This is a genomic window from Paenibacillus sp. HWE-109 (assembly GCF_022163125.1).
Taxonomy (GTDB): Bacteria; Bacillota; Bacilli; order Paenibacillales; family NBRC-103111; genus Paenibacillus_E.
The window spans coordinates 4,407,526-4,433,433 of the sequence record NZ_CP091881.1 but is presented as its reverse complement, the minus strand read 5'-3'; the positions used below and the strand labels follow the sequence as shown (position 1 = coordinate 4,433,433).

The following is a 25,908-nucleotide window of genomic DNA, read 5'->3' as shown; positions in this document are numbered from 1 at the left end:
GATGTTATCAATAGGAGGGAAGTCCATTTGGAAGTATTTATTATTATTCTTATGCTGCTCGTTCTAATCGGAGTGTCGAATGTTGTACATCGCTTCGTGCCATTCATACCTATTCCACTGATCCAAATTGCGCTAGGCGCCTCTCTGGTGATGGTACCGCTCGGTATTCACTTGCATTTGGAGCCAGAATTGTTTTTCATCTTATTCATTGCCCCGCTTCTGTACAATGATGGCAAACATACGCCGCGGGATGAATTGTGGAGATTGCGAGCTCCTATATTGCTGTTGGCTGTGGGCTTGGTTTTCATTACTGTGCTCGTCGTTGGGTACAGTGTCCACTGGATGATACCTTCGATCCCGCTCGCGGCCGCTTTCGGATTAGCGGCTATCCTGTCTCCGACGGATGCAGTAGCTGTCAGTTCATTGGCTGGCCGTATCCATTTGCCGCGCAGCTTGAAACGGCTGCTCGAAGGGGAAGCTCTGATGAACGATGCTTCGGGTTTAGTTGCCTTTAAGTTCGCCATTGCGGCAGCGGTCACAGGTGTTTTTTCCTTTCCCAAGGCAAGCTTAAGCTTCTTCGTTATTTCCATCGGTGGTTTGATTATAGGAGCCTTGGTTGCATTCCTCATCATAGGTCTGCGACAGCTGCTGCGCCGGGCAGGTCTTGAGGATGAAACGATGCATATGCTGCTGCAAATTTTGACGCCATTCCTGCTTTATTTGATTGCTGAGGAGCTAGGGGTGTCGGGAATTCTCGCCGCGGTAGCAGGCGGACTGGTACATGCCATCGAGAATGAACGCATGGCATTTACGATGCCCAATCTCAAAAACGTCTCCAATCCGACATGGTCGGTCATTTTGTTTGTTCTGAATGGTCTTGTATTCGTCCTGCTCGGGCTGCAGATCCCAGGCGTATCCAACACAATCCTCATTGACCCGACTTTCAATAATTACAGAGTTATCGGTTATGCCATTCTTATTTATGCGATGTTATTGGTTCTTCGGTTTGGCTGGACGTTCCTATTCTCTAGAGGAGGGCGCTGGTTTGGGAACCAAAGCAAGGAAGTGCCTAGTCTGCGAATTCTGATGCTGACCGCCATATCGGGCGTACGCGGCGCAGTCACCTTAGCAGGTGCCTTTTCGATTCCGCTATTGCTGCAAAATGGCGAGCCCTTTCCGCAAAGAGATCTCATCCTATTCCTGGCATCATCCGTCATTCTGTTATCTTTGCTGACAGCCAGCATCGTGCTGCCGCTGCTGGCGAAGAAGAAAAGTACCGCTGATGATGCGGAGAAGGAACGTATCGAGCGAGAGTGGCAGATCGAGGTCATGGCTGCCGCTGTGAAGGCTCTTCAGGAGTCGAGCAATGAGAAGAATGAGTTCGCGGTTACAACGGTGATCAGCGATTACAAGATTATGATGCAGCAGCTCGGTCAAAAGGACAGCAAAGTAAATCGCCTGCCGCGTTACCAGCAGGAACAAGCAGGCATGCGTCTCATGGCGCTAGGGATTGAACGCAAATATGTGAACGATCAAGTGGAGAGCGGTCAGGTGAGTCGTGATCAGGCGAATTATTATTTGCAAATGCTGGAGCAAGTAGAACTTATTTTGGCCAACAAGCTGGATCTGGGTAAAGCCATTATGAAGACCCTCTGGCGGCGCCTGAAAATGCTGCTAATTATTCGCAAGCCAAGTGTAGCTACTGGTTTCAGTGAGCCGGACATGGCAGCGCTGCGCACGCTCAAAATGCAGTGCAGCCAAGCCGTCGTGGATGAGTTCTCAAGACGCTGCACCATTCAAAGCGATGAAGCCACCGAAGGCGTGTTGGACTATTATCAGCAGATGCTCGATAGACTGCGCAGATTCACGATGGGGTCGCGGCGCAAAGACAGGTCTTTCGAGGACTGCCGGCGCGAGCTTCACTGGATTGCGATTCAGGCGGAACGCGATGCTGTGCAGGTATTCTTCGAGCGCGGAGATATCACACGTGATTTGGCCGCCCTGCTTCGCCGAGTGATCCGCAACAGGGAAGCATCGCTCTATGAACTTGAGGAAATAGGTTGATCGGATTGAATCAAGGAGCCGTCTGAACCATTGCGAACATGGGGAGGAGGGCTCTTTAATTTGGAGATCCGCGGCGAGAGGCGGTATAACCTGGCTGCGAAGCAGCCGATCAAGCTGCCAAATACGTTAAGAATAAGATCATCGACGTCAAAACTTCCGATAGCGAAAACAACCTGCAAGCATTCCAAGCTCAAACTTAGAGCCAAGGCTCGCATAAACACGCCAAGCAATGAAATTCTTCGTTGTTTGGCCAGGTAAACTAGGAAAATACCATAAGGGATGAATAAGGCAATATTCCCATACAAATTAATTAAGTTATGGCTGGAGACCATCTGCACATTACTCGATATAGATTCAAATGGAGTGAAATTAGCTCTCTGCAAACGCTCTTTGATAAAAGAAAGATCATCCAAATTCCTTTGAAGCTGATGCCATAAAAAGTTGAAATCAATCGCATTGAATTTAAATAAAATAATTTTAAAAACCGCATAAAGATATAAGGCGAAAAGCGCCGGCGCGACAACATCATCTTTTAATTGGGGGCGTTTCATTTGGCTGCCTCGCCAAAAATCGTAACGATAACACCGTCGATATTATTGCCTGACAGTTCATAATGACGGTTCTTCGGCACTCCTATAGTCGTGTTTTTGGAAATAGGATAATAAGAGATTGTATAGGACTTACTGGAAAACTTCGTTGAATACGTCTTTTGTTCCTTAAGGAAGTCCAGATATTGTTCCAAAGTTAAATTCTTTTGCTGCATGATCATACTGTGCGGCAGACCCACATAACGAAAGTGCCATGGTTCATACTGAATGCCTGTGATATCTGTTTTATCTTTGGGATATCGCAAAATAAATCCATAGATGCCCGCATTTTTTTTCAACCATTTCCCTTCAGGGGCTTGATTCATCTCCATCTGGGTAGAACCAATATCAAGCGCTAGTCCAAGGTTGTGTTCGCTGTATCCCGCTGGAAGTGCATAATCAGCCCCCATTTCTTTATAAAGCTGACTCTGTTCTTTATTGTCACGGTAACCGCTATTGATGATAAAATGGCTTATCCCATCTTTGTCAGCCGCCGCGAGCATCGTGGAAAAGGCTTGTACAACATTCTGCGACAAGCGAATCGAACTATCCAGCAATCCGAACCCTTTGATCAATTCTTTATGCTGAAATAAATTGACCACATCGGATTTCATCCCCGCGGGATGTACGGGATACTCCTTATTAATCAACACCAGATCTCCTTGATAGATTTGGTCTTTGCCCACTTTTATCGGTAGATCATCCTTTTGGGGAGTCGCTTCATTCGTCGGAACATTTGCTTCTTCAATAGGGATATTGTTAACTGCATCTGGTCGTTGATGAAAGGTTTCAAAACCAAGCAATAGAACAATAATAAGCCAAAAAACCCACTTCTTCATTTCGTTGTTTCCTCCTTCACCTTGCTTGCATTCAGGATAAGGAAAACAGTTTAAGAAAGAAGTGGGGCAAAAATAAAATTTTTCTTAAATTTCGCGATTCACAGAGGCAGTCGCACTTCGAACAGCGTTCGAATGACATTGCTTTGGACCAAAATCGTCCCGTTATGCTGCTCGACAATATTCTTCGCGATGAATAAGCCCAGACCCGTACTTCCGCCTTGATGGCTTCGCGCTTGGTCCCCGGTATAAAACATATCAAAGAGATGTGGCAGTTCTTCCTCTGGAATGCTGTCGCCATAATTAATGACTTGTACAACCGCATCTCCTGCGTCTAGTCGGCAATGGATATCGACGAATTGGCCGTCTTTCCCATAACGATTGGCATTCGTCAGAAGGTTTTCGAAGACACGCGCCAACAACTCGCCATCCGCCAGGATTTTCAAATGCGGAAGGATATCCATGCGGGCTATCAGCTGATTTTTCTCAAAGACCGGGAATAATTCTTCCTGCAGTTGGATGAGGAGTTCACTTAAATCAATTTGTCTTTTTTCAAGTGTGAGCATGCCATAGTTCATTCGGGTGATTTCAAATAGTTCATCAATCAGCTTCTCCAGCCGCTGGGACTTGGTATAAGCAATGGTCGTATAATGTTTGATTTGTTCCTTCGTCAATTGAGCATCTTGAAGTATAATATCCAAATAGCCTAGAACAGACGTCAGCGGCGTGCGCAAATCATGAGCCAGATTCAAGACCAGCTGGTCTTTGCTGCTTTCCGCAAAATCACCACGCTCAACAGCCTTTTGCAGCTTCTCGCTGGCCATATTGATGTCTTCCGCAATCGCCTTAAACTCGTCATTCGAGGAAATGTGAACCCGACTTTGAAAATCTCCACTGGCCAGACGATGAATGCCTGTTGATATTTCTTGAAAATAGGTTGCATACGGCTTCGTGAGGAAAAAGAAAAACAAAATGGCCAGTGGAATAAACACAATCAGGAAGAAGTTGAAATCCCCGAATTTGTAAATCATATGGCGAAATTTAGCTAGGGGATCTTCGTATCGAACGCCCGTGTAATAAAGTTGAAGCACCTTATAAAGGATGTAGGTGATAGTTCCGGACAGCGCCATGCTGAGACCTAATAGGAGAATCATTTTGGAGCGGAAACTTCGAAGCATGTTAGCCATGGAATGAATATCCCACCCCCCAAACCGTTTTGATTAACTTGTTCTTGTTGGTGTCTTCACCAAGTTTTTTGCGCAGCGTACGGATATGTACCATAACTGTGTTGCCACTTTCATAGTAGGCTTCCCCCCAGACCTGCTGGAAAATATGCTCTGCACTAAAAACTTTCTTAGGATGACTGGCTAGCAGATAAAGAATATCAAACTCTTTGGGTGTTAATTCAACCTGTTTCCCATAGAGAATAACGGTTCGTTGGTCGGGATCCATCGTTAAACCGGCTGATTCCAAGATGGATTTAAGGCTGGAAGCTGGTTGATTCAAACGCGTAGATCGGCGTAATTGCGCATTCACCCTAGCGACCAATTCCATTGGGTTGAACGGTTTGGTCATGTAATCGTCCGCGCCCATGACCAATCCTGTAATTTTATCCAAATCAGAGGATTTGGCACTCAAGAAAATGATCGGCATATGATACTGCTCGCGAATTTGGCGAGTCACCTCATACCCATCCATTTTGGGCATCATAATATCTAAAATTGCCAAATCAATCGCTTGCGATTGAATCGCATGAAGGGCCTCTTTCCCATCATAGACCTGGATAAGCTGGTAGCCCTCTTTCTCTAAATGCAAAGCGATCAGATCGGCAATTTCCTTCTCATCATCCGCGATCAAAATCGTGGTTCGTTTCATCCATTCCAGCTCCTATAATAAAGTAACCTAAACGACTAGTGTAAGCCGTTCATTCTTATATTAACCGATTCATCCACTTGAGCTCTACTTTTAAGGATGAAAGATCTTAGAAACAAGAAACTCAAAAGAAACAAGAAACCAAAAAGAAACAGGAGATTAAGTAAAAGATATGGCTACATTTTTTTTGATCATCATTTATTTGGCATTTATCAGCTTGGGGTTGCCTGATTCCTTGTTAGGAGCAGCTTGGCCCGTTATGCAAGGGGATTTTGAGGCACCGCTGGAGACGGCAGGACTGCTGTTTATGACAATAGCAGCTGGCACCATTGTCTCCAGTTTGTTGAGCGGAACAGTTCTTCAGCGATTTGGAACGGGGAAAGTCACCCTGGTCAGTTGTGTAATGACTGCTGGGGCCTTGCTAGGGTTCTCATTTTCACCATCACTTGTTTGGTTAATGCTATGTGCCATCCCGCTTGGATTAGGCGCAGGTTCCGTAGATGCAGGCCTTAATAATTATGTTGCATCTCATTACAAAGCGCATCACATGAGTTGGCTGCATTGTTTCTGGGGAGTCGGGGCTACGCTTGGCCCCATGATTATGGCCCAGTTTATCTCGGGGCAAAACGCATGGAGACAAGGATACCTGACGGTTGCAGGAATCCAGATTCTATTGGTTATTATCTTGTTTTTCACATTGCCCTTATGGGATCGGGTCGCCCAAATAAGCAGAGCTGCTTCAAAGCAAGCGGATGGCGATATAGAAATAGGCGCTGAGGATGCAGCTTCCCAACCGATTAAACCTTTGCAGATAAAGGGAGTCAAGTTCGCTCTGTTATCCTTTTTGTTTTATAGCGGGGTGGAGGCAACGGTGGGGCTGTGGGGAAGCAGCTTTCTGGTTAACAGCAAGGAATTACCGGCCTCCACAGCGGCGCAATGGATATCCCTCTTCTATGCTGGCATTACAATCGGTAGATTTATTACCGGATTTATTACGTTCAAACTTAGCAATCGTACTCTCATTCGCAGTGGTCAAGTGACTGCATTAGCCGGCGCAGCACTGCTATTTCTTCCATTGCCGACAGAATTCTCGCTTGCAGGCTTGATGATAGTAGGCTTGGGCTTAGCACCGATATTTCCATGTATGCTGCATGAGACACCTGAACGTTTTGGAAAAAAACACGCGCAAACCATCATGGGCTACCAAATGGCTGTCGCCTACACGGGCAGCACGTTCATGCCTCCGCTTCTCGGTTTGCTGGCTTCTTTTGCGACAATCGGGATCTTCCCTTATTTTATCGGCCTATCAGCCGTGGCAATGCTCTTGTTTTCGGAGCGGTTGAATGTGTTTCTGGGGAGAGGGAAGCGCGGGGAACGATTAACTGTTTTTTGAAATAAAAAAGAGCCGCACGAACGAATTCGCACGACTCTTTAAAAATTAAACACTGATATCGAGATTTCCACCTAAATTTGGTTGCACACTACGTGTCATCATTTGAATCATTTGTTGTGCTTGTTCAGTTGATTGATCTTTAGCCATTTTCAGCACGCTTAATCCAACAGCTTGGCCTAAATTGTTCTGAGCTAAAGACATTGAGAGAGCAGGGATGTCCATGAGGTTCCTCCTTCGAATGGATTATCTTACTTGTTATCTATCGGCAAATGCATTTGCAATCGTTAGCTCAAAGCCGGAAATGGGATGTTGAAAAGGAACGTTTAATTCACTAATACTCCTGAGGTGCTCATGTAGTAAGGTGCACTGTTTGCTCCACCTGCTATCCAAATAACGTAACTTGAATTTTCATCAACTTGAAATTCAAGTTGACTGAAGTAGGGACTCTGAACATCTCTCTTAACTATTGGAGCTTCAGTGTAGGAGCCATTTTGAATCTTATATGCAAAAATATACATGTTTGGATTATCGCTATACAAATTTACAATGAATGTTCCATTATCAAAGGCACTGAAACCATACCAATCTCTATCATTTACTGAACTGATATAAGAAGTAAGGCTACTGCTTGTGGAGCCAGGAATTGACCACGCGTTATAAGGGGTATCATTTGGTTCATAGGTGTCGTTTATTGCAAATGCTGATTGTGAGGAAAAAACAAGTGATGATGCGATAATACCGACAGTTAGGATTTTTTTTAAAGGCTCTTCATCATAATGGATTCTCTCCTCCTGAAATGCGTTTTTTTGAAATGAATTATAATATATTCCCAGTTAAAAGACGCCGTTCTTATTAGAACGACGTCTGTAGTAATGATTAATTTATTGCGAGCTGATATTTATAAGGGCTGACCGAAGAACTAAGGGAATAAACGTGTAATTTATATTCGACATTCGGTAGGAAGTTAATTCGATATTGAGTGAGTTGCTCAGTATTTGTAATTATCGTTTTATCAACGACGCCACCGTTAGAATCTAGAATCGAAACACCATACTGAATCCCGCCGAAAGGTGATACTAAGGTGATTAGTGCAGTAGCCCCAGGGAAGTAAGTGTTCGAAGGGAACGTGACTGAATACCAATCAGTATCACTTGGGCTACTTAGTGTACCTAATTTATTATAATTGAATGGATTGATAGTTCCCGCAGGAGCACCAGCAAGATATGCTTCAGGAGTATAATAATTATTGTTCTGTACATCTGCTTGCTCATCGATATTGGTGTTTGCGAAAGCGCTTTGTGCACCAAATGCTAACATAGAGACTGCTGACAATACGATTGCGATTTTCTTGAATTTCATTTCTCTTTCCTCCTAATTTTTACTATATTTACCTGCAAGAGTTATAGTATACCAAATCCCAAAATAATACAATTAAATATTTATTATGTAATTAAATTGTAATAAATGGTAACTAACTTTATCTAATTTTGATAGAATGGTAATGAGGATTGGGATAGGATTATTGCACAGCTCCATAAATAAAGAGGCTAAAGCCCTTATGTACCTGGGTTTTAGCCTCTTTATTTTTAAAAGTTCGTATATTCAAAGCTTTACTTTTTACGTAAATTTGACTTGTAAAAGCTAAAAAAGAGTAACAATCATCAGTCTTTACGAGCGGATGCAACAAGCAAGAACAAGACAAAGATCAGCAACCATATCCCTTGCACCATATGTACCATCGCCTTTTACTGTAGTCAGTCCATCATAACAAGAATGCAAATTAATTTCTGTCTGATTATTAACAAAAAATGTCGAAAATGCTCGTTTTATTGAAGTTTTTTTCTGAAAGTTGTTGTGATTTTCAACTAAATAACTATGAAAGCGCCGCGCAAGAGGTGTTCTCCTTGGCTTTAGTGATGAGATGTGCGAATTTCGCATATTTTGAATGTAGCAGGGATGGTTTCATCCATTTACTAATCAGGGGGGCTTTCATGGAAACAGGGAAGAATGTAGGCAAAGTAATCACATACGGCGTAGTCGGAGCGGCCATAATTCTTATAGCTTTAACTGCGTTTAGCACGGTGGAAAACGGCCATGTTGGATTCAGAAAAACATTGGGAAGTGTTAGCCTAACCGTGCTTGAGCCAGGCCCTCATTGGAAATGGCCGTTTATTTCAAACATTGTAGAAGTTAATACGCAAGTGGCTAAGTCAGAATCTGACGCAGCCGCGTCATCCAAAGACTTGCAACCTGTTCATAGCCATGTAGCTGTTAACTTCACTATCCCAAAAGGACTTGCGTACAAGTTATTGCATGACGTAGGTTTAGACTTCGATGCCAAAGTAATCAGTCCTCACGTGCAGGAGATATTTAAGGAAGTTACGGCAAAGTACAGTGCAGAGGAGTTAATCTCAAAACGTGAACGAGTTGCCTTAGAGACTAACGAGTTACTGAAGAAATCGCTGGAGGCTTATAACATTCAAGTGGGGGATATTTCAATTGTTAACTTCACATTCTCCGATGCTTTCAACCAATCGATAGAGCAGAAACAAATCGCCGCTCAAAATGCAATGAAAGCTCAGAACGATTTGGATAAAGCAAAGATCGATGCGCAACAAAATGTAGTTAAAGCAGAAGCAGACGCTACTGCCGCGAAAGCTAAAGCGGATGCCGATCTATATGTAGCGCAACAAAAGGCAAAGGGGAACCTGGAGTTAGCGAAGTCAATTACTGCGGAGTTGGTAGATTATAAGTTCCTTGAAACGTGGAAAGGTGATGTTCCTGATGCTTGGGGCAACGGTTCGTTAATTAACATGCTGCCGAGTAAAACTCCCGTGCCTACTGAAGCCGCTAAGAAGTAATCTTATAAGCGGGCGGGGGATAGATGACCTATAGAAGAGGGAGGCAGTGAAGCCTCCCCGTTGATCTCGCCAAACTTACCGATGTTCAACCAAATCAATTGCGCCTAGAACAACATGGGCAAGACCAAAGCCGAGGACACCGATCCCAACAAGTTTATACTTGCTGTTCAGCAGTGTAGCACCTGAAGCAGAAACCACAGTTCCAAGAACAGTAGGAATCAATCCTTCACGCATATACAACACTCCTTTTGGTTTTGTTTGGTGAGACATTTTAGTGTGCTTCAAAAACGAATCAATAAACATGAAAATCCTTGCTTTTTTCATTTTATGGTGTTAATATAAATTTCAACGTTACTTATATTTAGTAAGTGAATTTTAAATGATTGAACCTTCAGGGCAGGGTGCAATTCCCTACCGGCGGTGAGGATACGAACACGTATCTCAAGCCCGCGACTCCCAGCTTAATCAGCTGGGACTGACTTGGTGGAATTCCAGGGCCGACGGTTAAAGTCCGGATGGGAGAAGGTGAAGGACAACTTGTTAAACGCAGCCGTTTAACAAGTCTGTTTGTCGATGCCCCCGCAGATTAAATCGCGGGGGCCTTATTTCTTTCTGAAAGGTTCAATTCAAAACATTCCTCAGGAGGTTTTTGAATTGGAAAATGCATGGAAGCTGGAAAGTAAGCGCGTGAATGGGTTGACTTCGCGCACGAGCGCCATCAACGGGATTTGGTACGTTGCACTTGGCGCTGCCTTGTGGGGGGCGGATCCTTTATTTCGCATCCTGTTGTTGAAAAGTTTTACCTCTGCACAAATTGTATTTATTGAACATTTGCTTCTGGCTTGTTATGCGCTGCCGGTATTGATCAAATACCGCAAGACCTTGACCGGCAAATTAACGCTCGGCGTAATTGGTGCGCTGCTCTTCATCTCTTGGGGCGGGTCGGCGATTGCCACCGTATTGTTTACCGCGGCCTTCTCTCACGGCAGTGCCAATGCTGTCCTGCTATTGCAGAAATTGCAGCCTTTGTTTGCGATCATTCTGGCTCGCGTGCTATTGAAAGAGACGCTGCCCGCCAAATTTTTCACCTATATCGGGATTGCGCTATTGGGCACGTATTTGTTGACATTCGGCCTTGCTTCACCGCAAATGGGCTTGAAGGATTTGGGAACAATAAGCTGCTTGTTTTCAATATTGGCAGCTGTTTTATGGGGCGGATCTACCGTTATGGGGAAATTCCTGCTGCAAAAAAACATAGATTTCCCTGTCGTGACTTCGCTCCGTTTCCTGTTAGCCATCCCCTTGCTGACCGTTATTCTTCTGGTGAGCGGTGATGTTTGGAAAGTTACTGGACCCGGCAGTGAACTGGCGATGATCGCGGTAAATTTGCTGTTCCAAGCCTTTTTCCCTGGCTTGCTCAGCATGCTGCTATATTATAAAGGGTTGTCATCGACCAAAGCGTTCTTTGCAACGTTGGCAGAGCTCGCATTTCCAGCCATGGGTGTATGCTTGAATTGGATAGTTTTTGGTCAAAAACTGACGATAGGGCAGCTAGCTGGCTTCATCCTTATCTGGTTAACCCTGTGGTTAATGAGTCGAAGTCAAAGGAATGTTTCCGAATAATTTATTTGCTAAATAATAGTTGCCCTCGTCTGGTCTTCAACGACTGCATGAGAGCAGTTTTTTTGTGCGCATGGAACGAAATTCATCTGCTTGCGATTGTTATGCTATAATGAACCCGATTAACAGCAGGAGATGATAACTGGATGGCACTGCGTAAGATGTATCGGAATTATTTGCAAAATAATTTGTTTATGAGGCTGCTGCTCCTCTTTTCCATGATTACGGTCGTAACGATTATTTCGTTTTCTTATTTTATGTACTATTCGATGTCGCAAGCGGCGATCAATCGCGAATTGGATATACAGAAGAAAGCGCTGACGAATGTTAACAATTATTTGGGTGGAAAATATGATTCAGCCCAGTCAATCCTATTTGGCCTCTACCGGGATAGCTCGCTGGCCTCGGGTGTATCTTTTATGCTGCAGCACCCTTTTCAAGAGTATGTGCAGCATAGTTTGGAGCAGTATAATTTGGGCGGCAACAGCATGTGGAATGATGGGCTGCAATATTTTAAAAATCAGGTGGAAGATAACGAAGATATCCGTAATTTGCTGTTATACAGCGAGGATCAGCAGACTTTATATGCGCTCGGGCAAAATGGGCAAATGAAATTCGTTCCCACCAATCGCGCCCGCTCTTATATCCCGGATGTGATGGCTCTCGAAAGCAAGAGTGTGGAACTGCCGAATATTTGGGTGCGTGAAGCGATCGGTCAATGGGATCAGAACCTATATGCGATTCGAACGCCGATCACGGACAAGCTGACGCTGAAGACGATCGGGCAGCAGGTCGTTTATTTTAGCACGGATGGGATTTGGAAAATTCTGCAGAACGATAAGGATGACCTGAAAGGGATCATTCTTGTCTTGGCTCCGGACGGCGGTGTGCTGTTCGATTCTTCGAATCAGTACGTTGGGCAGCCTTATCCGCACATGGATCAGATCAATGCGATGTATGAGAACCGTGGTTCCAGCCAAGGCGACTATGTGACGAAACTTACGCAAAGCAAAGGGAATTTCAGCACTGTCAGCATCATCCCCCGCAAAGAGCTGGATGCCTCTTCGAAGAAAATCGGAAGTACGATTCTCCTCATCAGCGCGATATGCATCTTCTTCGCCATCCTGATTCCGTTCCTGGTGGTGATGAGTGTCGCCAAGCGGACCAATCAAATCATCCGATTCACGCGAAAGGTGAAACAAGGTGATCTAAGCGTGCGGATACCTGATGTGCGCGAAGATGAGATCGGGCAAATTTCACGGAGTTTTAACGAGATGATTGAGGAATTGAACCTCTATATTGACCGGGTGTATAAGGCTAATATCAAACAAAAGCAGACAGAACTGACGGCGCTGCAAGCTAGGGTCAATCCACATTTCCTGTACAATACGCTGGAAGTGATTCGGATGCGGGCAATCTCGCAAGGCGCACATGATGTCGGGGAAATGATTTACAGCCTATCGGCACTGTTCCGAAGTTTTGTCCAACAGAAGAAAATCTACACGCTCAAAAATGAGTTGGAAGCCTGTCGCCTGTACCTGGAACTTTTCCAAATTCGGTATAAGGATAAATTTACGTATGCCATGGACTGGGACAGGCGGCTCGGGTCTGTGCGTGTGATGAAAATGTCGCTGCAGCCGGTAATTGAGAATTACATTGTGCATGGTTTGCGAAGCGAAAGCTCGGATAATCAGCTTCACATTCGGGTGAAGCAAGTTGAGGCGTTTCTACATGTGCAGGTAGAAGACAATGGCAACGGGATTTCGCCGCAGCGGCTCAAGGAATTGGCGTTATTTCTGCAAGATGAGGAATTGGAAGGGGAGTCTTTCGGGTTGCGAAGCATCAATCAACGGCTTAAACTGCTGTACGGCAGTGAGTACGGCGTCAAATTACACAGCCAACCGGGCCAAGGAACGGTCATCGATATCTGGTTGCCGATGGACGGTGGAGCGGAGGTGGACGATGTTTAGGGTTTTTCTTGCGGACGATGAACCTTTCATTATCGAAGGGTTGTATGACATTATTGATTGGGCGGAAGTTGGATTGGAAATTGTGGGGCATGCCAGCAATGGACAGAAGGCTTTGGACGCTTTGCAGGAAACATCCGTCGATATTTTGGTAACCGACATTTCTATGCCGATTATGAATGGGCTGGATTTGATTCGGCATGCAAGATCGATTCACCCCGAGTTGAAGGTGATCGTTCTTAGTGGTTTCGATGAGTTCTCTTATTTGAAAGAGGGCATGCAGCTAGGCATTGAAAATTACTTGCTCAAGCCCATTAATATTCAAGAACTTAAGGCGTCGCTGCAAAATACCGTTGAGAAGCTGAATACGATGAACGAGACTCAGCTGGTACAAGCATACAGCAAGCAAATTCTGAAGGACAACACGCTGCATCGTTGGTTGACGCATCAGATTGCGCCGCTGGAGTTCTACGAGCGTGCAGAACTTCTAGGCATCAACCTAGCGTGCGCCTATATGGTAGCAGCGGTTCTGCGAATGCCTATGGATGCAGATAAGGGCTTGGAATTTATAGCCTCCAGGCTGGATGCTCACGAATGGGTGACTGTCTTCCTCGATTTGGACGGAGATATCGTGCTGCTTGCGTCCATGGACCAGATGGAAGAGGGGAAAAAAGCCTTGATGGCACTGCTTCAGCAGCTGCATACCGCGCTTCAAGACCAAACGGTGCGCATCTCCATTGGGACCGTCGGGCACCTCCCGGATCAGGTCGCGCAAAGCTATGAAGCCGCCAAAAAAGCGCAGGAGTATTTCTGGATTTATCCGGAGCTGCCCTTGATTGATTATCAGGAGTTGGCCATGCACCAAGACAATCCGAAGGTGGATTTCTCGATCATTGATTGGCCGGCCTATGCGAAGCTTATTATTGCCAAAGATATAGAACATCTGCGTGCTTGCATACATAACGATTTCAAGCGAATTCAAGCTTTGCCGGGAATTACGCCGCACGACTTCCAGAATATCGCCTTCGAGATGGTCATTCATTTCAAATTGGAAATCAAAGCAATCCGCCATACAGAAGAACTCGAGGCTTATCATCTTGCCTTTGACCAGATTCGCGCGGCGGTTGCGTTGGAAGAACTGGAAGCTGCCATTCTGGAGATTGCTGAGACGACAATTGGCTTCCTGATTTCGGATGTTCGAAGTCCGATTGTGCAGCAGGTGTTGAAATATGTTCAACAGTCTTATGCTGAGGAGCTCTCGCTCAAAATGCTGGGCGCTCACTACCACATTCATCCTGTTTACTTAGGGCAATTGTTTCACAAAGAAATTAATGAGACATTCACGGAGTATATGAACCGTTTCCGGGTTGAGAAGGCCAAAGAACTGCTCAAGACAACGCATGCGAAGGTTCATCAGATTGCCAAAGAGGTAGGTTATTCCGAATTGGGTTACTTTTATAAACAATTTAAAAAGTATGTCGGTATCTCGCCGACGGATTATCGTGGATTGCTCTAGGGAAAACTTAGAAGCAGTCTTTTTTTTGAGCGAAAATGATTTGATAGCGTTTTTTTCTTTATTTTAGACATGGTTCATTTAGTTTATCGTCTATTTGTAATTGCTTTCATGCGGTACTGTAAATATAGCCCCTACGGGCGTAGACAAACGAGTATTCACTAGGGAGGATTCAAAAAATGAGCAAGATGAAAAAAAACTTGGTCACTACATTAGGATTGACGTTAGCTGTTTCCATGACACTCAGTGCTTGCGGCAGCAAAGATGCCGGCGATGCAAAAGGAAATGGGGCAGCGAATAAACCCGTTGAATTAATTTGGTATACGATCGGAACGCCACAGAAAGATGTGGATCGCGTTATGGCTGAAGTCAGCAAGTACACCGCGGAGAAAATCGGTGTTACGGTGAAAATGAATATGACGGACTGGGGCGATTACGCTCAAAAAATGCAAGTTATGACCGCTTCCGGCACACCTATGGACATTATGTTCACGTCTTCATGGGCATTTGATTATGTGCAAAATGCGCGTAAAGGCGCATTCAAGCCGATTGACGAGCTGCTGCAAAAAAATGGACAAGGCATTGTTAAAGCATTGGATCCTGCTTTCTTAAACGGTTCCAAAGTAGATGGACATAACTACGGTGTTCCAGCGAATAAAGAGCTGCCAGCACAAGACGTATGGCGTTTCAATAAAAACCTGGCTGACAAATACAACCTTAGCTTGGATAACGTGAAATCACTGGAAAGCTTAGAGCCGCTGCTTTCAGCGATTAAAGCCAAAGAGCCGAATATTTACGGACTGGCTGTTGATAAAAACTACATGCCGTATGTGCCATATGACTACATCATTGAGAAAATGCCAATGGCTGTTAGCGTAGACAACAAAGATTTGAAAGTAGTTAACATTCTGGATACACCAGAAATGAAACAAGCTTTGAAAACTATGAATAAATATTACAAAGCTGGCTACGTTCCAACGGAAGCTTCCACGCTGACATCATTGAATGACGTACAAGTGACTGGCAAGTGGTTCTCCGATAAAGCGACAAATCAACCTTTCGCGGACAACCTTTGGTCAGCAAGCTATGGGTACCCGGTCGTATCCAAACCAGCAAGCCCAGCTTTAATTTATAACTGGTCCGTTATGGGTTCTATGCAAGCAATCTCGGCCAACTCCAAATATCCGGAAAAAGCGATGGAATTCCTGAACCTGCTCAACACAGATCCTGTACTTCGCAACATGGTCGATTCCGGTATTGAAGGCGAACACTACAAAAAAGTCGACAACGATAAAATGGAAAACTTGCCGGCATCCAAAAACTATGATATGCCGACTTTCTCCCTTGGTAATGTGTTGTTAACATACAAAGATGTCAAAGATCCTGCGAACAAATGGGAAGAGTTCAAGAAATTTAACGATACAGGCGTACCTGCTCCACTGCTTGGCTTTAACTTCGATCCAACCAAAGTAATCAACGAAATCGCCGCAGTACAGAACGTGAAAGAAGAGTTCTGGGCAACACTGATGACGGGTACTGTTGATCCAGATAAATACATTCCGCTTGCAAACGAGAAATTCAAAGCAGCCGGATTGGATAAAATTATGACAGAAGCACAAAGCCAAATTGATGCTTGGAAAACAGCTAACAAAAAATAGAGGCAAGTTTAAGGATGAGGTGAATGTTCTGCATTCACCTGATCTTTGTCTTGTCATCAGCGAAGGGGTGATTGTATGAACAGAATAGGAACTTTTTTCAAAGATGTTAAACAAAGCAGAGTGCTGCTGCTCATGGCATTACCGGCAACGCTTTGGTTCCTGTTCTTCTCTTATTTACCGATGGCAGGCATGGTGATTGCTTTCAAGCAGTACCGTTACAGCCGTGATGGTTTTTGGGCAAGTATTGTGGAGAGCAAATGGGTTGGATTGCAGAACTTCAAATTCCTTTTTAGTACGAATGACGCTTATATCATTACGCGCAACACTTTGCTATACAATATTGTGTTCATTATTGCAGGTCTGGTGCTGTCTGTTGGACTCGCCATTGTGTTATCCGAAATTACGAATAAAAAGCTTGCTAAGCTTTATCAAACAGGTATGTTCATGCCCTATTTCTTATCATGGGTCATCGTTGGCTATTTCGTATTCAGTTTCCTAAGTGTGGATAAAGGAATGCTTAATCATATACTTCCCTGGTTTGGCGTGGATCCGATTCGTTGGTACAACGACAAGACGTATTGGCCGCTTATCATTATTCTCGTTTACCTCTGGAAATCAGTCGGTTACAGCAGTGTTGTGTATTTGGCAGCGATCATGGGGATAGATAAGTCGCTTTATGAAGCAGCCATGATTGACGGTGCGAGCAAATGGCAGCAAATCCGCAACATTACGTTCCCGATGTTAAAACCATTAATGACGATTCTGACGCTGCTGGCGATCGGACGAATTTTTTATGCAGACTTTGGTTTGTTCCTGCAAGTGCCTAGAGATTCGGGGACGTTGTACTCCGTAACGAATGTTATCGATACGTATGTATACCGCGGCCTTAAATCTACAGGAGAAATCGGCATGAGTACAGCGGCTGGATTGTATCAGTCTGTGATCGGCTTTATTCTTGTGATGACTTCGAACTATGTCGTTAGAAAATTTGATAGAGACAATGCACTCTTTTAACCTAGGATTGTGGAAAGGAGGAACTGGCTATGAATGCTGTCAAAGCGATGAAAAAACAAGATTTTCATAAATTACCGCCCTTGTTGAATGTGTTCGCTCATGTGGCCGCGGGTCTTTTTACCATTGCATGTGTGTTCCCGTTTCTGTTTGTGACGATTATTTCGTTCACCGATGAGAAATCACTGAATACGAACGGTTATCGCATCATCCCGGAGAAATGGAGCCTGGAAGCGTACCGTTATCTCTTCAAAGCTGGCGATCAACTGCTGATGTCCTATGGGGTCACGATCCTTGTGACGGTCGTAGGTACGCTTGTCAGCTTGATTCTAACCGCTACATTCGCCTATGCAATTTCCCGGAAAAGCTTTAAATTCCGTAATTTCTTTGGCTTCTTCGCCTTTTTTACGATGCTCTTCAATGGTGGACTTGTGCCGACTTATATTGTGATGACACAATTGCTCGGGCTCAAGGATTCCCTATGGGCTTTGGTTCTGCCATTAGCGGGCAACGCCTTCTATATCATGATTATGCGTACTTTTTTTGTTACATCCGTACCGGATGCTATTATTGAATCGGGTAAAATTGACGGAGCCGGCGAATTCGGCATTTTCGTCAAGCTTGTGCTGCCGCTATCCCTGCCAGGGCTCGCGACGATCGGGTTATTCAGTACCTTGGGGTACTGGAATGATTGGTTCAATGCGCTGCTGTACATCGACACGCCGAATTTGGTGCCGCTGCAATCGATGCTGATGCGGATTGAGAACAGTATGCAGTTCCTGCTCCAGAACACGAGCAACCCGTCGGTTGGCATTGGCTTGCTGCAATCGCTGCCGCAGGATACTTCGCGGATGGCTATGGTTGTGCTTGCGACCGGACCGATTATTTTCGCTTATCCGTTCTTCCAGCGTTACTTTATTCAAGGCTTGACGATCGGTGCTGTAAAAGAGTAAGTGCTGTAACCAACTTCGTGGACTATAGAGATGTGGAGGATTTACCATGGAACAATTCAGACTGCCGAAAATTCCGATGCCCAAGCTGGAACTGCCACAAGCCATTCAAGATGTCTTGTTGGAAGCCGAAGAAAAGCTGGCGCATCGCCCTAAACTTTTGCAATTATTTAAAAATTGTTTTCCCAATACATTAGAAACGACAACCAAGTTGATGCCAGATGGCACCACTTTCGTAATCACGGGAGATATTCCGGCGTCCTGGCTGCGTGATTCTGTCGAGCAGGTCATGCATTACGTACCTTTTGCCAAAGAAGACACGGATCTTCAGCGCATCATTAGCGGTTTAATTAAGCGTCATATTCAGTACATCCATATCGATCCGTATGCGAATGCGTTTAATGAGTCGGCCAATGACTGGCATTGGAACAAAGCAGACCAAACGGAGATGTCCCCATGGGTATGGGAACGTAAATTTGAGCTCGATTCCTTATGCTTCTCAATGCGTCTGGCTTATGCGTATTGGAAAGAAACCGAATTGACGGATATCTTTGATGCTGGCTTTAAAGCAGCGATGGTTAAGATTTATGAGTTGTTCCTAACCGAGCAGCATCACTTCGAAAAGTCGCCATATCGGTTTACCCGCAATAATGGGATACCGACCGATTCTCTGCGCAATAATGGCTTGGGAATGCCTGTGAATTATACGGGGATGGTGTGGTCCGGCTTTCGTTCCAGCGATGATGCTTGTGATTTTCACTACAACATTCCAGCGAATATGTTCGCTGTAGTCGCCCTGCGCCACATGCAAGAATTCGCGGAATGGGTGTTCCGGGACATGGATTTCCTCGCACAACTACAAGCGCTCGAAGCGGACATTGATCATGGGATTCAATTGTATGGGATTTATCGTCATCCGACATTTGGTCCTATTTATGCGTATGAAACTGACGGTTTCGGCAATTACTGCCTCATGGATGATGCCGGGACGCCGGGTCTGATGTCGATTCCTTACCTAGGCTATGTGGCTGCGGACGACCCGATTTATCAAAATACAAGACGTTTTGCGCTTAGCAAAGAGAACCCGTTTTACTTCGAAGGCAAGGTGGCTCGAGGAATCGGCAGTCCGCATACGCCGGACGACTACATTTGGCATATGGCTCTGTCCATGCAAGGCATTACGGCAGCGACGGCGGAAGAGAAGCTGGCGATGATCGCGATGCTTGAAGCGACAGATGCCGATACAGGATTCATGCATGAAGGTTTTCACGTCGATGATCCAACGATTTTCACGCGCAAATGGTTTGCATGGTCGAACAGCCTGTTCTCTCAGTTAGTTTATCAAGCGATGAAGGATGGTCTTCTATGAGTCGTCCGGTCCTAATATTCCATGACCCTGGATTCCCGAGCAGCTCGTTTAGCGATGTGCAAATCGAGCAATTGACGGCGCAAGGGGCGGTTGTGGTAGGTGCCCATGCACTTGGAGAGGCACTGAGATCAGCAGCCCACGGATGTTTCGTTAATTTGCATGCGCCGTATTTTCCGAAAGCGGCGTGGCCTGAGATTCTGGCGTTTTTGCAGCGCGGTGGCGGCCTGCTGAGTATTGGCGGCGCAGCCTTCAAGCATCCTGTCCGCTGGGAAGACGAGAAGTGGCAGGTGGAATCTGAGCAGACAGGCTATCACCAGCAGCTGCATATTCATGAAATTCTGCGAGTAGAAGGTACACCAATCCGTTCCTATAGCGCATTAGAAACTTTACCGCTTCTGCAGGGGCAAGAATCTTTATTCGCGCTTGCCGATACTTGGAATATGGTGCCGCATACGACGCGAGACAGTGATTTGCCTCATCAGATGGGCGCTGCGGGTACAATGAGTACGCAGATTTATCCCTTGCTGAAAAGCGTCGGCAAGACAGGCCGCGAAGTAGCGGCTCCTGTCGTCTTATGGGAGAACTCGCGCGGTGTGTTTATCGGTTCGCGGTGGATGTTCGTCAATGTGCCGCTGAGTCCCTCTTTTTGGAGCGAAGGCGGCGCGCAGAGCTTGGTTCAATGGGCGAGATCCTGTGCGAGCGGTATGACGGAGCTGTGGATTAAGCCGAATTATGCCAGCTATGAACCTGGCGAGCATGCGATGCTGACGATTCAGACACAACTTATCGGGGATCAAGATACCGCTAAGGCTTGGACACTGGATCTTCGTGTCGAGCATGATAAGGGTATACAAGATGCTTGGACTCATCGTCTAACCGTTCAAGTCAATAAAGAATTCAATGTGGTGCGCATTCCGGTACCGCTTGACATACAGCAAGGTTTATATCGGATAACGTGCAAGGCAGTCTCAGAAGATGGCGAGCTGCGTTATCTCCGTCAAGGATTCTGGGGGCACGATGCGGGGCTGCTCGCAGAGGGCCAGCCAATCACTTGCGGACGCGATTATTTCATCAAGGATGGTCGTCCGCTGCCCGTGGTTGGCATGACGTACATGACATCCGACGTGGCTCGCAAATTCCTGTTCCTGCCTAATAGCGATGTTTGGGACCGGGATATGGCCCAAATGGCCAAAGCAGGCATCAACTGGATTCGTACGGGCATTTGGACCGCCTACCGCAATATCATGCAAGTGGATGGCCATGCATCGGAAGAAGTATTGAGAGCCATCGATGCCTTCCTCCTGACGGCCAAAAAACATCAGTTGCAGGTGACGTTTACCTTCTTCTCCTTCACACCCGAAACTTGGGAAGGGGTTAATCCCTATCTTGATCCGCAAAGTGTGGAAGCTCAGAAGCGGTTTATTCGCTCTATTGTTTCCCGACATCAAGCGACAACCCATGTGGATTGGGACTTGATTAACGAGCCATCGATGTTCGATCCTGCTCAGATTTTCTCGGATGGCCCTCGTTCCAGTCGGGACAAGTATGAGAAAGAAGCTTTCATCACGTGGCTCAAGCAGCGTCATGAGAGCATCGAACTGCTGCAAGAACGCTGGAATATGACGCCTGTGCAGCTTCCAACTTATGAAGCGGCTGCAATTCCGGAAGCGGCTGATATCAATTTCGACGTGCAGGATATGCATCGGGCGAAAAAGGGGACACGCTGGCTGGATTACTGCTTATTCTCGATGGACATGCATAACCAGTGGGCCAAAAAACTGTATGACACAATCAAAGAAATCGTACCTGGGCATCTCGTTGTCGTAGGTCAGGATGAAGCGCTTGGCGCGCAGCGGCCTTCACCGCTTTTCTACGAAGAAGCAGTAGATTACACAACCGTCCATTCGTGGTGGTTGAACGATAACCTCGTTTGGGATGGCATCTTTGCCAAAACAGCCAGTAAACCGAATGTCATTCAAGAGACTGGCATTATGTATGTAGAGACCCCGGATGGACGGGCTAAACGTTCGGAGATCGAGCTGCGCAGCATACTGGAGCGCAAATATGCCTACGCCTTCGCAACCGGAGGCGCAGGAGCTATTCATTGGATTTGGAACACCAATTTCTATATGGATAACGCGAACGAGTCGCATATCGGAGCGCTTCGTGCCGATGGCACGGAGAAGCCGGAAGCGGATGTTTCGTATGAATTCGGCCGCTTTATGGCCGAGATCAGAGATTTATTCCAGGAGCGGGAGCTGGAAGATATCGTGGCTGTATTCCCGTATTCCAACGATTTCTCCAACCGGAAATTGGCGTTCGATGCCACGACATCCATGACTCGCGTGCTGTCGTATGAGTTGAAGCTGCCGTTCCGCGCGGCTTCTGAGTATCATTTGGAGGCGCTGGAGCAGCAACCGGCGAAGCTGATTATGCTCCCAAGCGCGCATAATTTGGATGAACAAGCATGGAATAAGCTAATAGATATTGTGAAGCGCACGGGTGCGACATTGTTGGCTACAGGACCAATCAGTCTAGATGCGTATTGGAAGCAAAAGCCGCGACTTCAGGCTGAGCTGGGTGAAGCAGAACTTCACAATGTACGCCGTGAAGAGATGCTTGAGCTGGAAGGCAATGCGCTTCATGTCTCCTATGGTCGGCGCCGAATCGCTGAAACTTTGAAAGAAGTGCGTCATGGAGGAGTAGAAGCGAAGTCAAGTGCTGGCGGAGATCGCGTTGTCGATCTACCTCTGGGCAATGGCCGATTGATTTGGAGTCCCTTGCCAGTGGAAGTAAACGATCGGATGGACACGGTAGCGGAACTCTACCGATATGCGGTGAATGCCGCGGGGTGCACCAGCGGATTGCAGTGGATTCAAGGCGATATCGCGGGGATTTACGGAAGGAAGCTGCGGTTCAAGGGTGGTTTCTTGTATGTATTTGTTTCCGAGTTTGCCTGGGATGTGACGGTTAAAGTTCGGGACACCGATAGTGAGACGACATATGCTTTTACCCTGGAGAAAGAGCGTTCTGTGCTCTTTGCCGCAGATAGACGAGGGCAAGTTATTTCCATTTACCGCCCAGATGAAGTCCATATTGAGAGGAGCTAACCCATGAGTACCAAGCGAACGGCTCATATCATTTCCCATACCCATTGGGATCGGGAGTGGTATTTACCTTATGAGAAGCACCATGTGCGTCTAGTTAAACTCATAGATACTTTATTAGATAAAATGGATCAAGATGCGAATTATCGCAGTTTCTTCCTGGACGGTCAGACGATTATTCTGGAGGATTACTTGCAGGTTAGACCCGAGCAGAAAGATCGCCTAAGCAAATTCATTCGGGATGGCCGCATTCTCATCGGACCTTGGTATATTTTGCAGGATGCCTTCTTGACGAGCGGGGAAGCCAATGTCCGCAATATGCAGATTGGACATCATGATGCGAAAGCCTATGGCGATGTGTCGAAAATCGGCTATTTTCCCGACACGTTCGGCTTAGTCGGACAGACGCCGCAGTTGATGCAGCAGTCCGGCATCACGAATGCCTTGTTCGGCCGAGGTGTGAAGCCGACGGGATTCAATAATACGGTCTCCGACGGTGATTTTGAATCCTCCTTCTCGGAGCTGATTTGGGAAGGGCCAGATGGCTCCCAGGTGCTGGGCATTCTATTCGCCAACTGGTATTCCAACGGCAATGAGATCCCGGTTGACAAGGAAGAGGCACAAGCCTATTGGGAACGCAAGCTGGCGGACGCTGAGAAATACGCTTCCACAGGCGAGCTGCTTTTCATGAATGGCTGCGATCATCAGCCTGTTCAGTTGGATCTGCCGGAAGCGATTCAAGCTGCGAGTAAGCTTTTCCCGGATACAACCTTTGTTCATTCGAATTTTAACGATTACTTGGCGGCGGTTCAGCGTTCAGGCAAGCAGGAGCTTTCGACGGTCAAAGGCGAGCTGCGCAGCCAGCGGACGGACGGTTGGTCTACGCTCGTCAATACAGCTTCGGCGCGCGTGTACTTGAAACAGATGAATCAGCTGGGACAAGCGATGTTGGAGAAAGTGGCAGAACCGCTGGCGGCTTTCGCCCATGTCCTCAAAGTCGGGGAGAAGTACCCTCATCATTTGTTCACGTATGCCTGGAAAACCTTGATGCAAAACCATCCGCATGACAGCATCTGCGGCTGCTCCGTGGATGAAGTGCACCGTGAAATGGTCACGCGCTTCGATAAGAGCCGTCATGTAGCTGAAGCCATTGTAGATGACAGCAAGCAAGCCATTGCGGATACGATCGATACGTCCGACTTTACGCTGGCAGGCGAAGGTGCTCTGCCCGTAGTCGTATTTAATACGTCGGGTTGGGAACGCTCGGGGGTTGTAAGTATCGAGATCGATGCTTTACGCCTCTATTTCCGAGATGGGTATACGTTGGAAGAGGCAAGTACTTTTGTCAAAGCGGCCGATATCACAGGACGAGTACTCGTGGATGCGTCTTCGCAGCCGCTGCCATGCACGGTCGAGGATCTCGGCCTGCAATTCGGTTACGATTTGCCGGACGACAAGTTCCGTCAGCCGTATATGTGCCGGAAAGTAAGATTGACTTTCGAAGCAGGCAACGTGCCGGCATTGGGATTGAAGACTTACGCATGGGTGAAGAGGGAAGCTGAATGGACAGATTCTTCGTTGTTCGCAGATGAGCGGGTCATGGAAAATGCTGCGATCAAGATTGAAATCGCGGATAACGGTTCATTCACGTTGACTGATAAGAAGAGCGGCCGCACCTACCGGGACTTGGGTGTATATGAGAATACCGGAGATATCGGCAACGAGTATATGTTCCGCCAACCGGATGGCGAAAAGCCGCTGACGACGAGTGGATTACAAGCACAAATCCGTGTGCTCCAAGATACGGCCTACCAAGCTTCCGTCGAAATCGTCCATGACTGGGAGGTTCCTGCCTCAGGCGATGAGATGTTGGAGGTGGAACAACGTGACTTGGTTTACTACCCGCATCGGCAAGCGCAGCGTTCAACGCGCATGATTCCGATGCGCATACGTACGGTGGTTAGCATGAGTCGAGCCGGACAAGGGGTAGAGATCGAGTCATCCTTCAACAATCAAGCGAAGGATCATCGTCTGCGGATGTTATTCCCAACCGATCTGACAGCGCAAACGCATCATGTCGATTCGATGTTCGAAGTCGTGCAGCGGGATAATACGCCAGCCACTGAGTGGGAGAACCCAAGCAATACCCAGCATCAACAGGCATTCGTTGATGTCAGTGAAGCGGGAACGGGCTTGGTCATTGCCAATCTCGGATTGAACGAATACGAAGTTCTGCGCGATGGTCGGAATACGATTGCCGTTACGCTTCTGCGTGCGGTTGGCGAACTCGGCGATTGGGGCTTGTTCCCGACTCCGGAGGCTCAGTGTCTGGGTGAACATACGGTTCGATTGGCGATCTTCCCTCACACGGGTGATGGCGCACAATATGAAGCTTATACGGCTGCGTACCAATTCCAAATTCCTTGGACATTGGCACAAACCGGCATCCATTATGGTCGAATCGCTGCGACATATGCTCCTTTCCAATGGCAGGGTGAAGGGCTAGCTTTCTCCTCAATGAAAATGAATGAAGCATCAGGCGATTTGCTGCTTCGTTGGTACAACATGCGTTCACAGCATGCGGAGGTTAAGGTCCGCACGCAACTTCCGCTGCGGAAATTCTATAAGAGTACGATCTTGGAAACACAAGGCGAGCGTTTGGCCGTAGAGGCAGACGACGGCTTGACGTTGCCAGTGGGTCCCTGTGAGATTGTGACGATTGGGATTCAGCGGTAGTCATTATCAGCTTGCAAAGACATGATTAGCTTAGGCTAGGGTCTTTGCAGGCTTTTTTTGTTTTTTGGAGGCTTCGGCATCCACGGTTCATACAAGTTAAGAGGATTTCCTCCTGCTAAATTCCGGGAAAATGCTCGAAATTGCCAACTTAGCGGGAAAAGCTCCATGTAGATCTGCATTTTATGGCAATTTCGTCGAGAATGGCTGCAAATAGCTGGAGCTTTTCCATGTAGGACGGCAGAAGAAGTGAGTTTGGATGAATTTAGCAGGATGTTTTCCAACTAACCCTTCATAGGGAAGCAGTTGGAGCTATCCCAGCGGCTAGGTTTATTAAGTTCCTTTCATCAGGTATGATTTACCTAAT

At 46.5% G+C, this 25,908-nt stretch carries 19 protein-coding genes and 1 riboswitch; of the genes, 12 read left to right on the top strand and 7 right to left on the bottom strand.

Annotated elements, in window-relative coordinates; genetic code table 11:
* The first annotated feature begins 27 nt into the window (after nucleotides 1-27).
* Nucleotides 28-2,064 (top strand): Na+/H+ antiporter, encoded by a 2,037-nt coding sequence (locus LOZ80_RS19115; RefSeq protein WP_238172809.1) that lies wholly within the window; start codon nucleotides 28-30, stop codon nucleotides 2,062-2,064.
* On the opposite strand, the gene LOZ80_RS19110 is transcribed toward LOZ80_RS19115, so the two are convergent.
* From LOZ80_RS19110 to LOZ80_RS19095, 4 genes are all read right to left on the bottom strand, one after another.
* Nucleotides 2,040-2,615 (bottom strand): VanZ family protein, encoded by a 576-nt coding sequence (locus LOZ80_RS19110; RefSeq protein WP_238172808.1) that lies wholly within the window; start codon nucleotides 2,613-2,615, stop codon nucleotides 2,040-2,042. The genes LOZ80_RS19115 and LOZ80_RS19110 overlap by 25 nt on opposite strands.
* Entirely contained in the window at nucleotides 2,612-3,490 is an 879-nt protein-coding gene (locus tag LOZ80_RS19105; RefSeq protein WP_238172807.1) for a M15 family metallopeptidase, read from the bottom strand. Before LOZ80_RS19105 ends, LOZ80_RS19110 begins: the two co-directional genes overlap by 4 nt.
* Nucleotides 3,491-3,588: 98 nt before the next feature.
* The gene (locus LOZ80_RS19100; protein ID WP_238172806.1) at nucleotides 3,589-4,674 is read right to left on the bottom strand and encodes a sensor histidine kinase; all 1,086 of its coding nucleotides are present in this window, start codon (nucleotides 4,672-4,674) and stop codon (nucleotides 3,589-3,591) included.
* On the bottom strand, nucleotides 4,667-5,362 hold the full coding sequence (locus LOZ80_RS19095) for a response regulator transcription factor (RefSeq protein ID WP_238172805.1): 696 nt from the start codon (nucleotides 5,360-5,362) through the stop codon (nucleotides 4,667-4,669). The genes LOZ80_RS19100 and LOZ80_RS19095 overlap by 8 nt, the downstream gene beginning before the upstream one ends.
* 169 nt (nucleotides 5,363-5,531) lie before the next feature.
* On the opposite strand from LOZ80_RS19095, the gene LOZ80_RS19090 reads away from it, so the two are divergent.
* The gene (locus LOZ80_RS19090) at nucleotides 5,532-6,752 is read left to right on the top strand and encodes an MFS transporter (protein WP_238172804.1); all 1,221 of its coding nucleotides are present in this window, start codon (nucleotides 5,532-5,534) and stop codon (nucleotides 6,750-6,752) included.
* 45 nt (nucleotides 6,753-6,797) lie between these two features.
* Here LOZ80_RS19090 and LOZ80_RS19085 read toward each other — a convergent pair whose 3' ends face one another.
* Nucleotides 6,798-6,974 (bottom strand): YjfB family protein, encoded by a 177-nt coding sequence (locus LOZ80_RS19085; protein ID WP_238172803.1) that lies wholly within the window; start codon nucleotides 6,972-6,974, stop codon nucleotides 6,798-6,800.
* A 654-nt stretch (nucleotides 6,975-7,628) separates the two neighbouring features.
* Nucleotides 7,629-8,111, bottom strand: coding sequence for a hypothetical protein (locus tag LOZ80_RS19080; RefSeq protein WP_238172802.1), 483 nt, complete (start codon nucleotides 8,109-8,111; stop codon nucleotides 7,629-7,631).
* 632 nt (nucleotides 8,112-8,743) lie between these two features.
* On the opposite strand from LOZ80_RS19080, the gene LOZ80_RS19075 reads away from it, so the two are divergent.
* Nucleotides 8,744-9,613, top strand: a complete 870-nt coding sequence (locus tag LOZ80_RS19075) for a prohibitin family protein (RefSeq protein WP_238172801.1) — start codon at nucleotides 8,744-8,746, stop codon at nucleotides 9,611-9,613.
* 75 nt (nucleotides 9,614-9,688) lie between these two features.
* On the opposite strand, the gene LOZ80_RS19070 is transcribed toward LOZ80_RS19075, so the two are convergent.
* On the bottom strand, nucleotides 9,689-9,847 hold the full coding sequence (locus tag LOZ80_RS19070) for an asparagine synthase (RefSeq protein WP_238172800.1): 159 nt from the start codon (nucleotides 9,845-9,847) through the stop codon (nucleotides 9,689-9,691).
* Nucleotides 9,848-9,996: 149 nt separating this feature from the next.
* Nucleotides 9,997-10,144: riboswitch (FMN riboswitch) on the top strand.
* Nucleotides 10,145-10,285: 141 nt separating this feature from the next.
* Here LOZ80_RS19070 and LOZ80_RS19065 point away from each other — a divergent pair.
* The 9 genes from LOZ80_RS19065 to LOZ80_RS19025 all read left to right on the top strand — a co-directional run bounded on the left by LOZ80_RS19065 (nucleotide 10,286) and on the right by LOZ80_RS19025 (nucleotide 25,544).
* A complete protein-coding gene (locus LOZ80_RS19065; protein WP_238173040.1) occupies nucleotides 10,286-11,236 on the top strand; it encodes a DMT family transporter in 951 nt (316 codons plus the stop codon).
* Between the two features lie 143 nt (nucleotides 11,237-11,379).
* Nucleotides 11,380-13,203 (top strand): sensor histidine kinase, encoded by a 1,824-nt coding sequence (locus LOZ80_RS19060; protein WP_238172799.1) that lies wholly within the window; start codon nucleotides 11,380-11,382, stop codon nucleotides 13,201-13,203.
* A complete protein-coding gene (locus LOZ80_RS19055; protein ID WP_238172798.1) occupies nucleotides 13,196-14,716 on the top strand; it encodes a response regulator transcription factor in 1,521 nt (506 codons plus the stop codon). Before LOZ80_RS19060 ends, LOZ80_RS19055 begins: the two co-directional genes overlap by 8 nt.
* 176 nt (nucleotides 14,717-14,892) lie before the next feature.
* Nucleotides 14,893-16,371, top strand: a complete 1,479-nt coding sequence (locus LOZ80_RS19050; RefSeq protein WP_238172797.1) for an ABC transporter substrate-binding protein — start codon at nucleotides 14,893-14,895, stop codon at nucleotides 16,369-16,371.
* Nucleotides 16,372-16,446: 75 nt separating this feature from the next.
* A complete protein-coding gene (locus LOZ80_RS19045; protein WP_238172796.1) occupies nucleotides 16,447-17,385 on the top strand; it encodes an ABC transporter permease in 939 nt (312 codons plus the stop codon).
* 29 nt (nucleotides 17,386-17,414) lie between these two features.
* Nucleotides 17,415-18,335: a carbohydrate ABC transporter permease gene (locus LOZ80_RS19040; RefSeq protein ID WP_238172795.1), complete on the top strand. Its 921-nt coding sequence runs from the start codon at nucleotides 17,415-17,417 to the stop codon at nucleotides 18,333-18,335.
* Between the two features lie 46 nt (nucleotides 18,336-18,381).
* Nucleotides 18,382-19,701 carry a glycoside hydrolase family 125 protein gene (locus LOZ80_RS19035; RefSeq protein WP_238172794.1) on the top strand — a complete coding sequence of 440 codons (1,320 nt, stop codon included), beginning with the start codon at nucleotides 18,382-18,384 and terminating at the stop codon, nucleotides 19,699-19,701.
* Nucleotides 19,698-22,811 (top strand): beta-galactosidase, encoded by a 3,114-nt coding sequence (locus tag LOZ80_RS19030; protein WP_238172793.1) that lies wholly within the window; start codon nucleotides 19,698-19,700, stop codon nucleotides 22,809-22,811. Before LOZ80_RS19035 ends, LOZ80_RS19030 begins: the two co-directional genes overlap by 4 nt.
* Nucleotides 22,812-22,814: 3 nt before the next feature.
* Complete coding sequence (locus tag LOZ80_RS19025; protein WP_238172792.1) at nucleotides 22,815-25,544, top strand: alpha-mannosidase; 2,730 nt, start codon at nucleotides 22,815-22,817, stop codon at nucleotides 25,542-25,544.
* Nucleotides 25,545-25,908 lie beyond the last annotated feature (364 nt).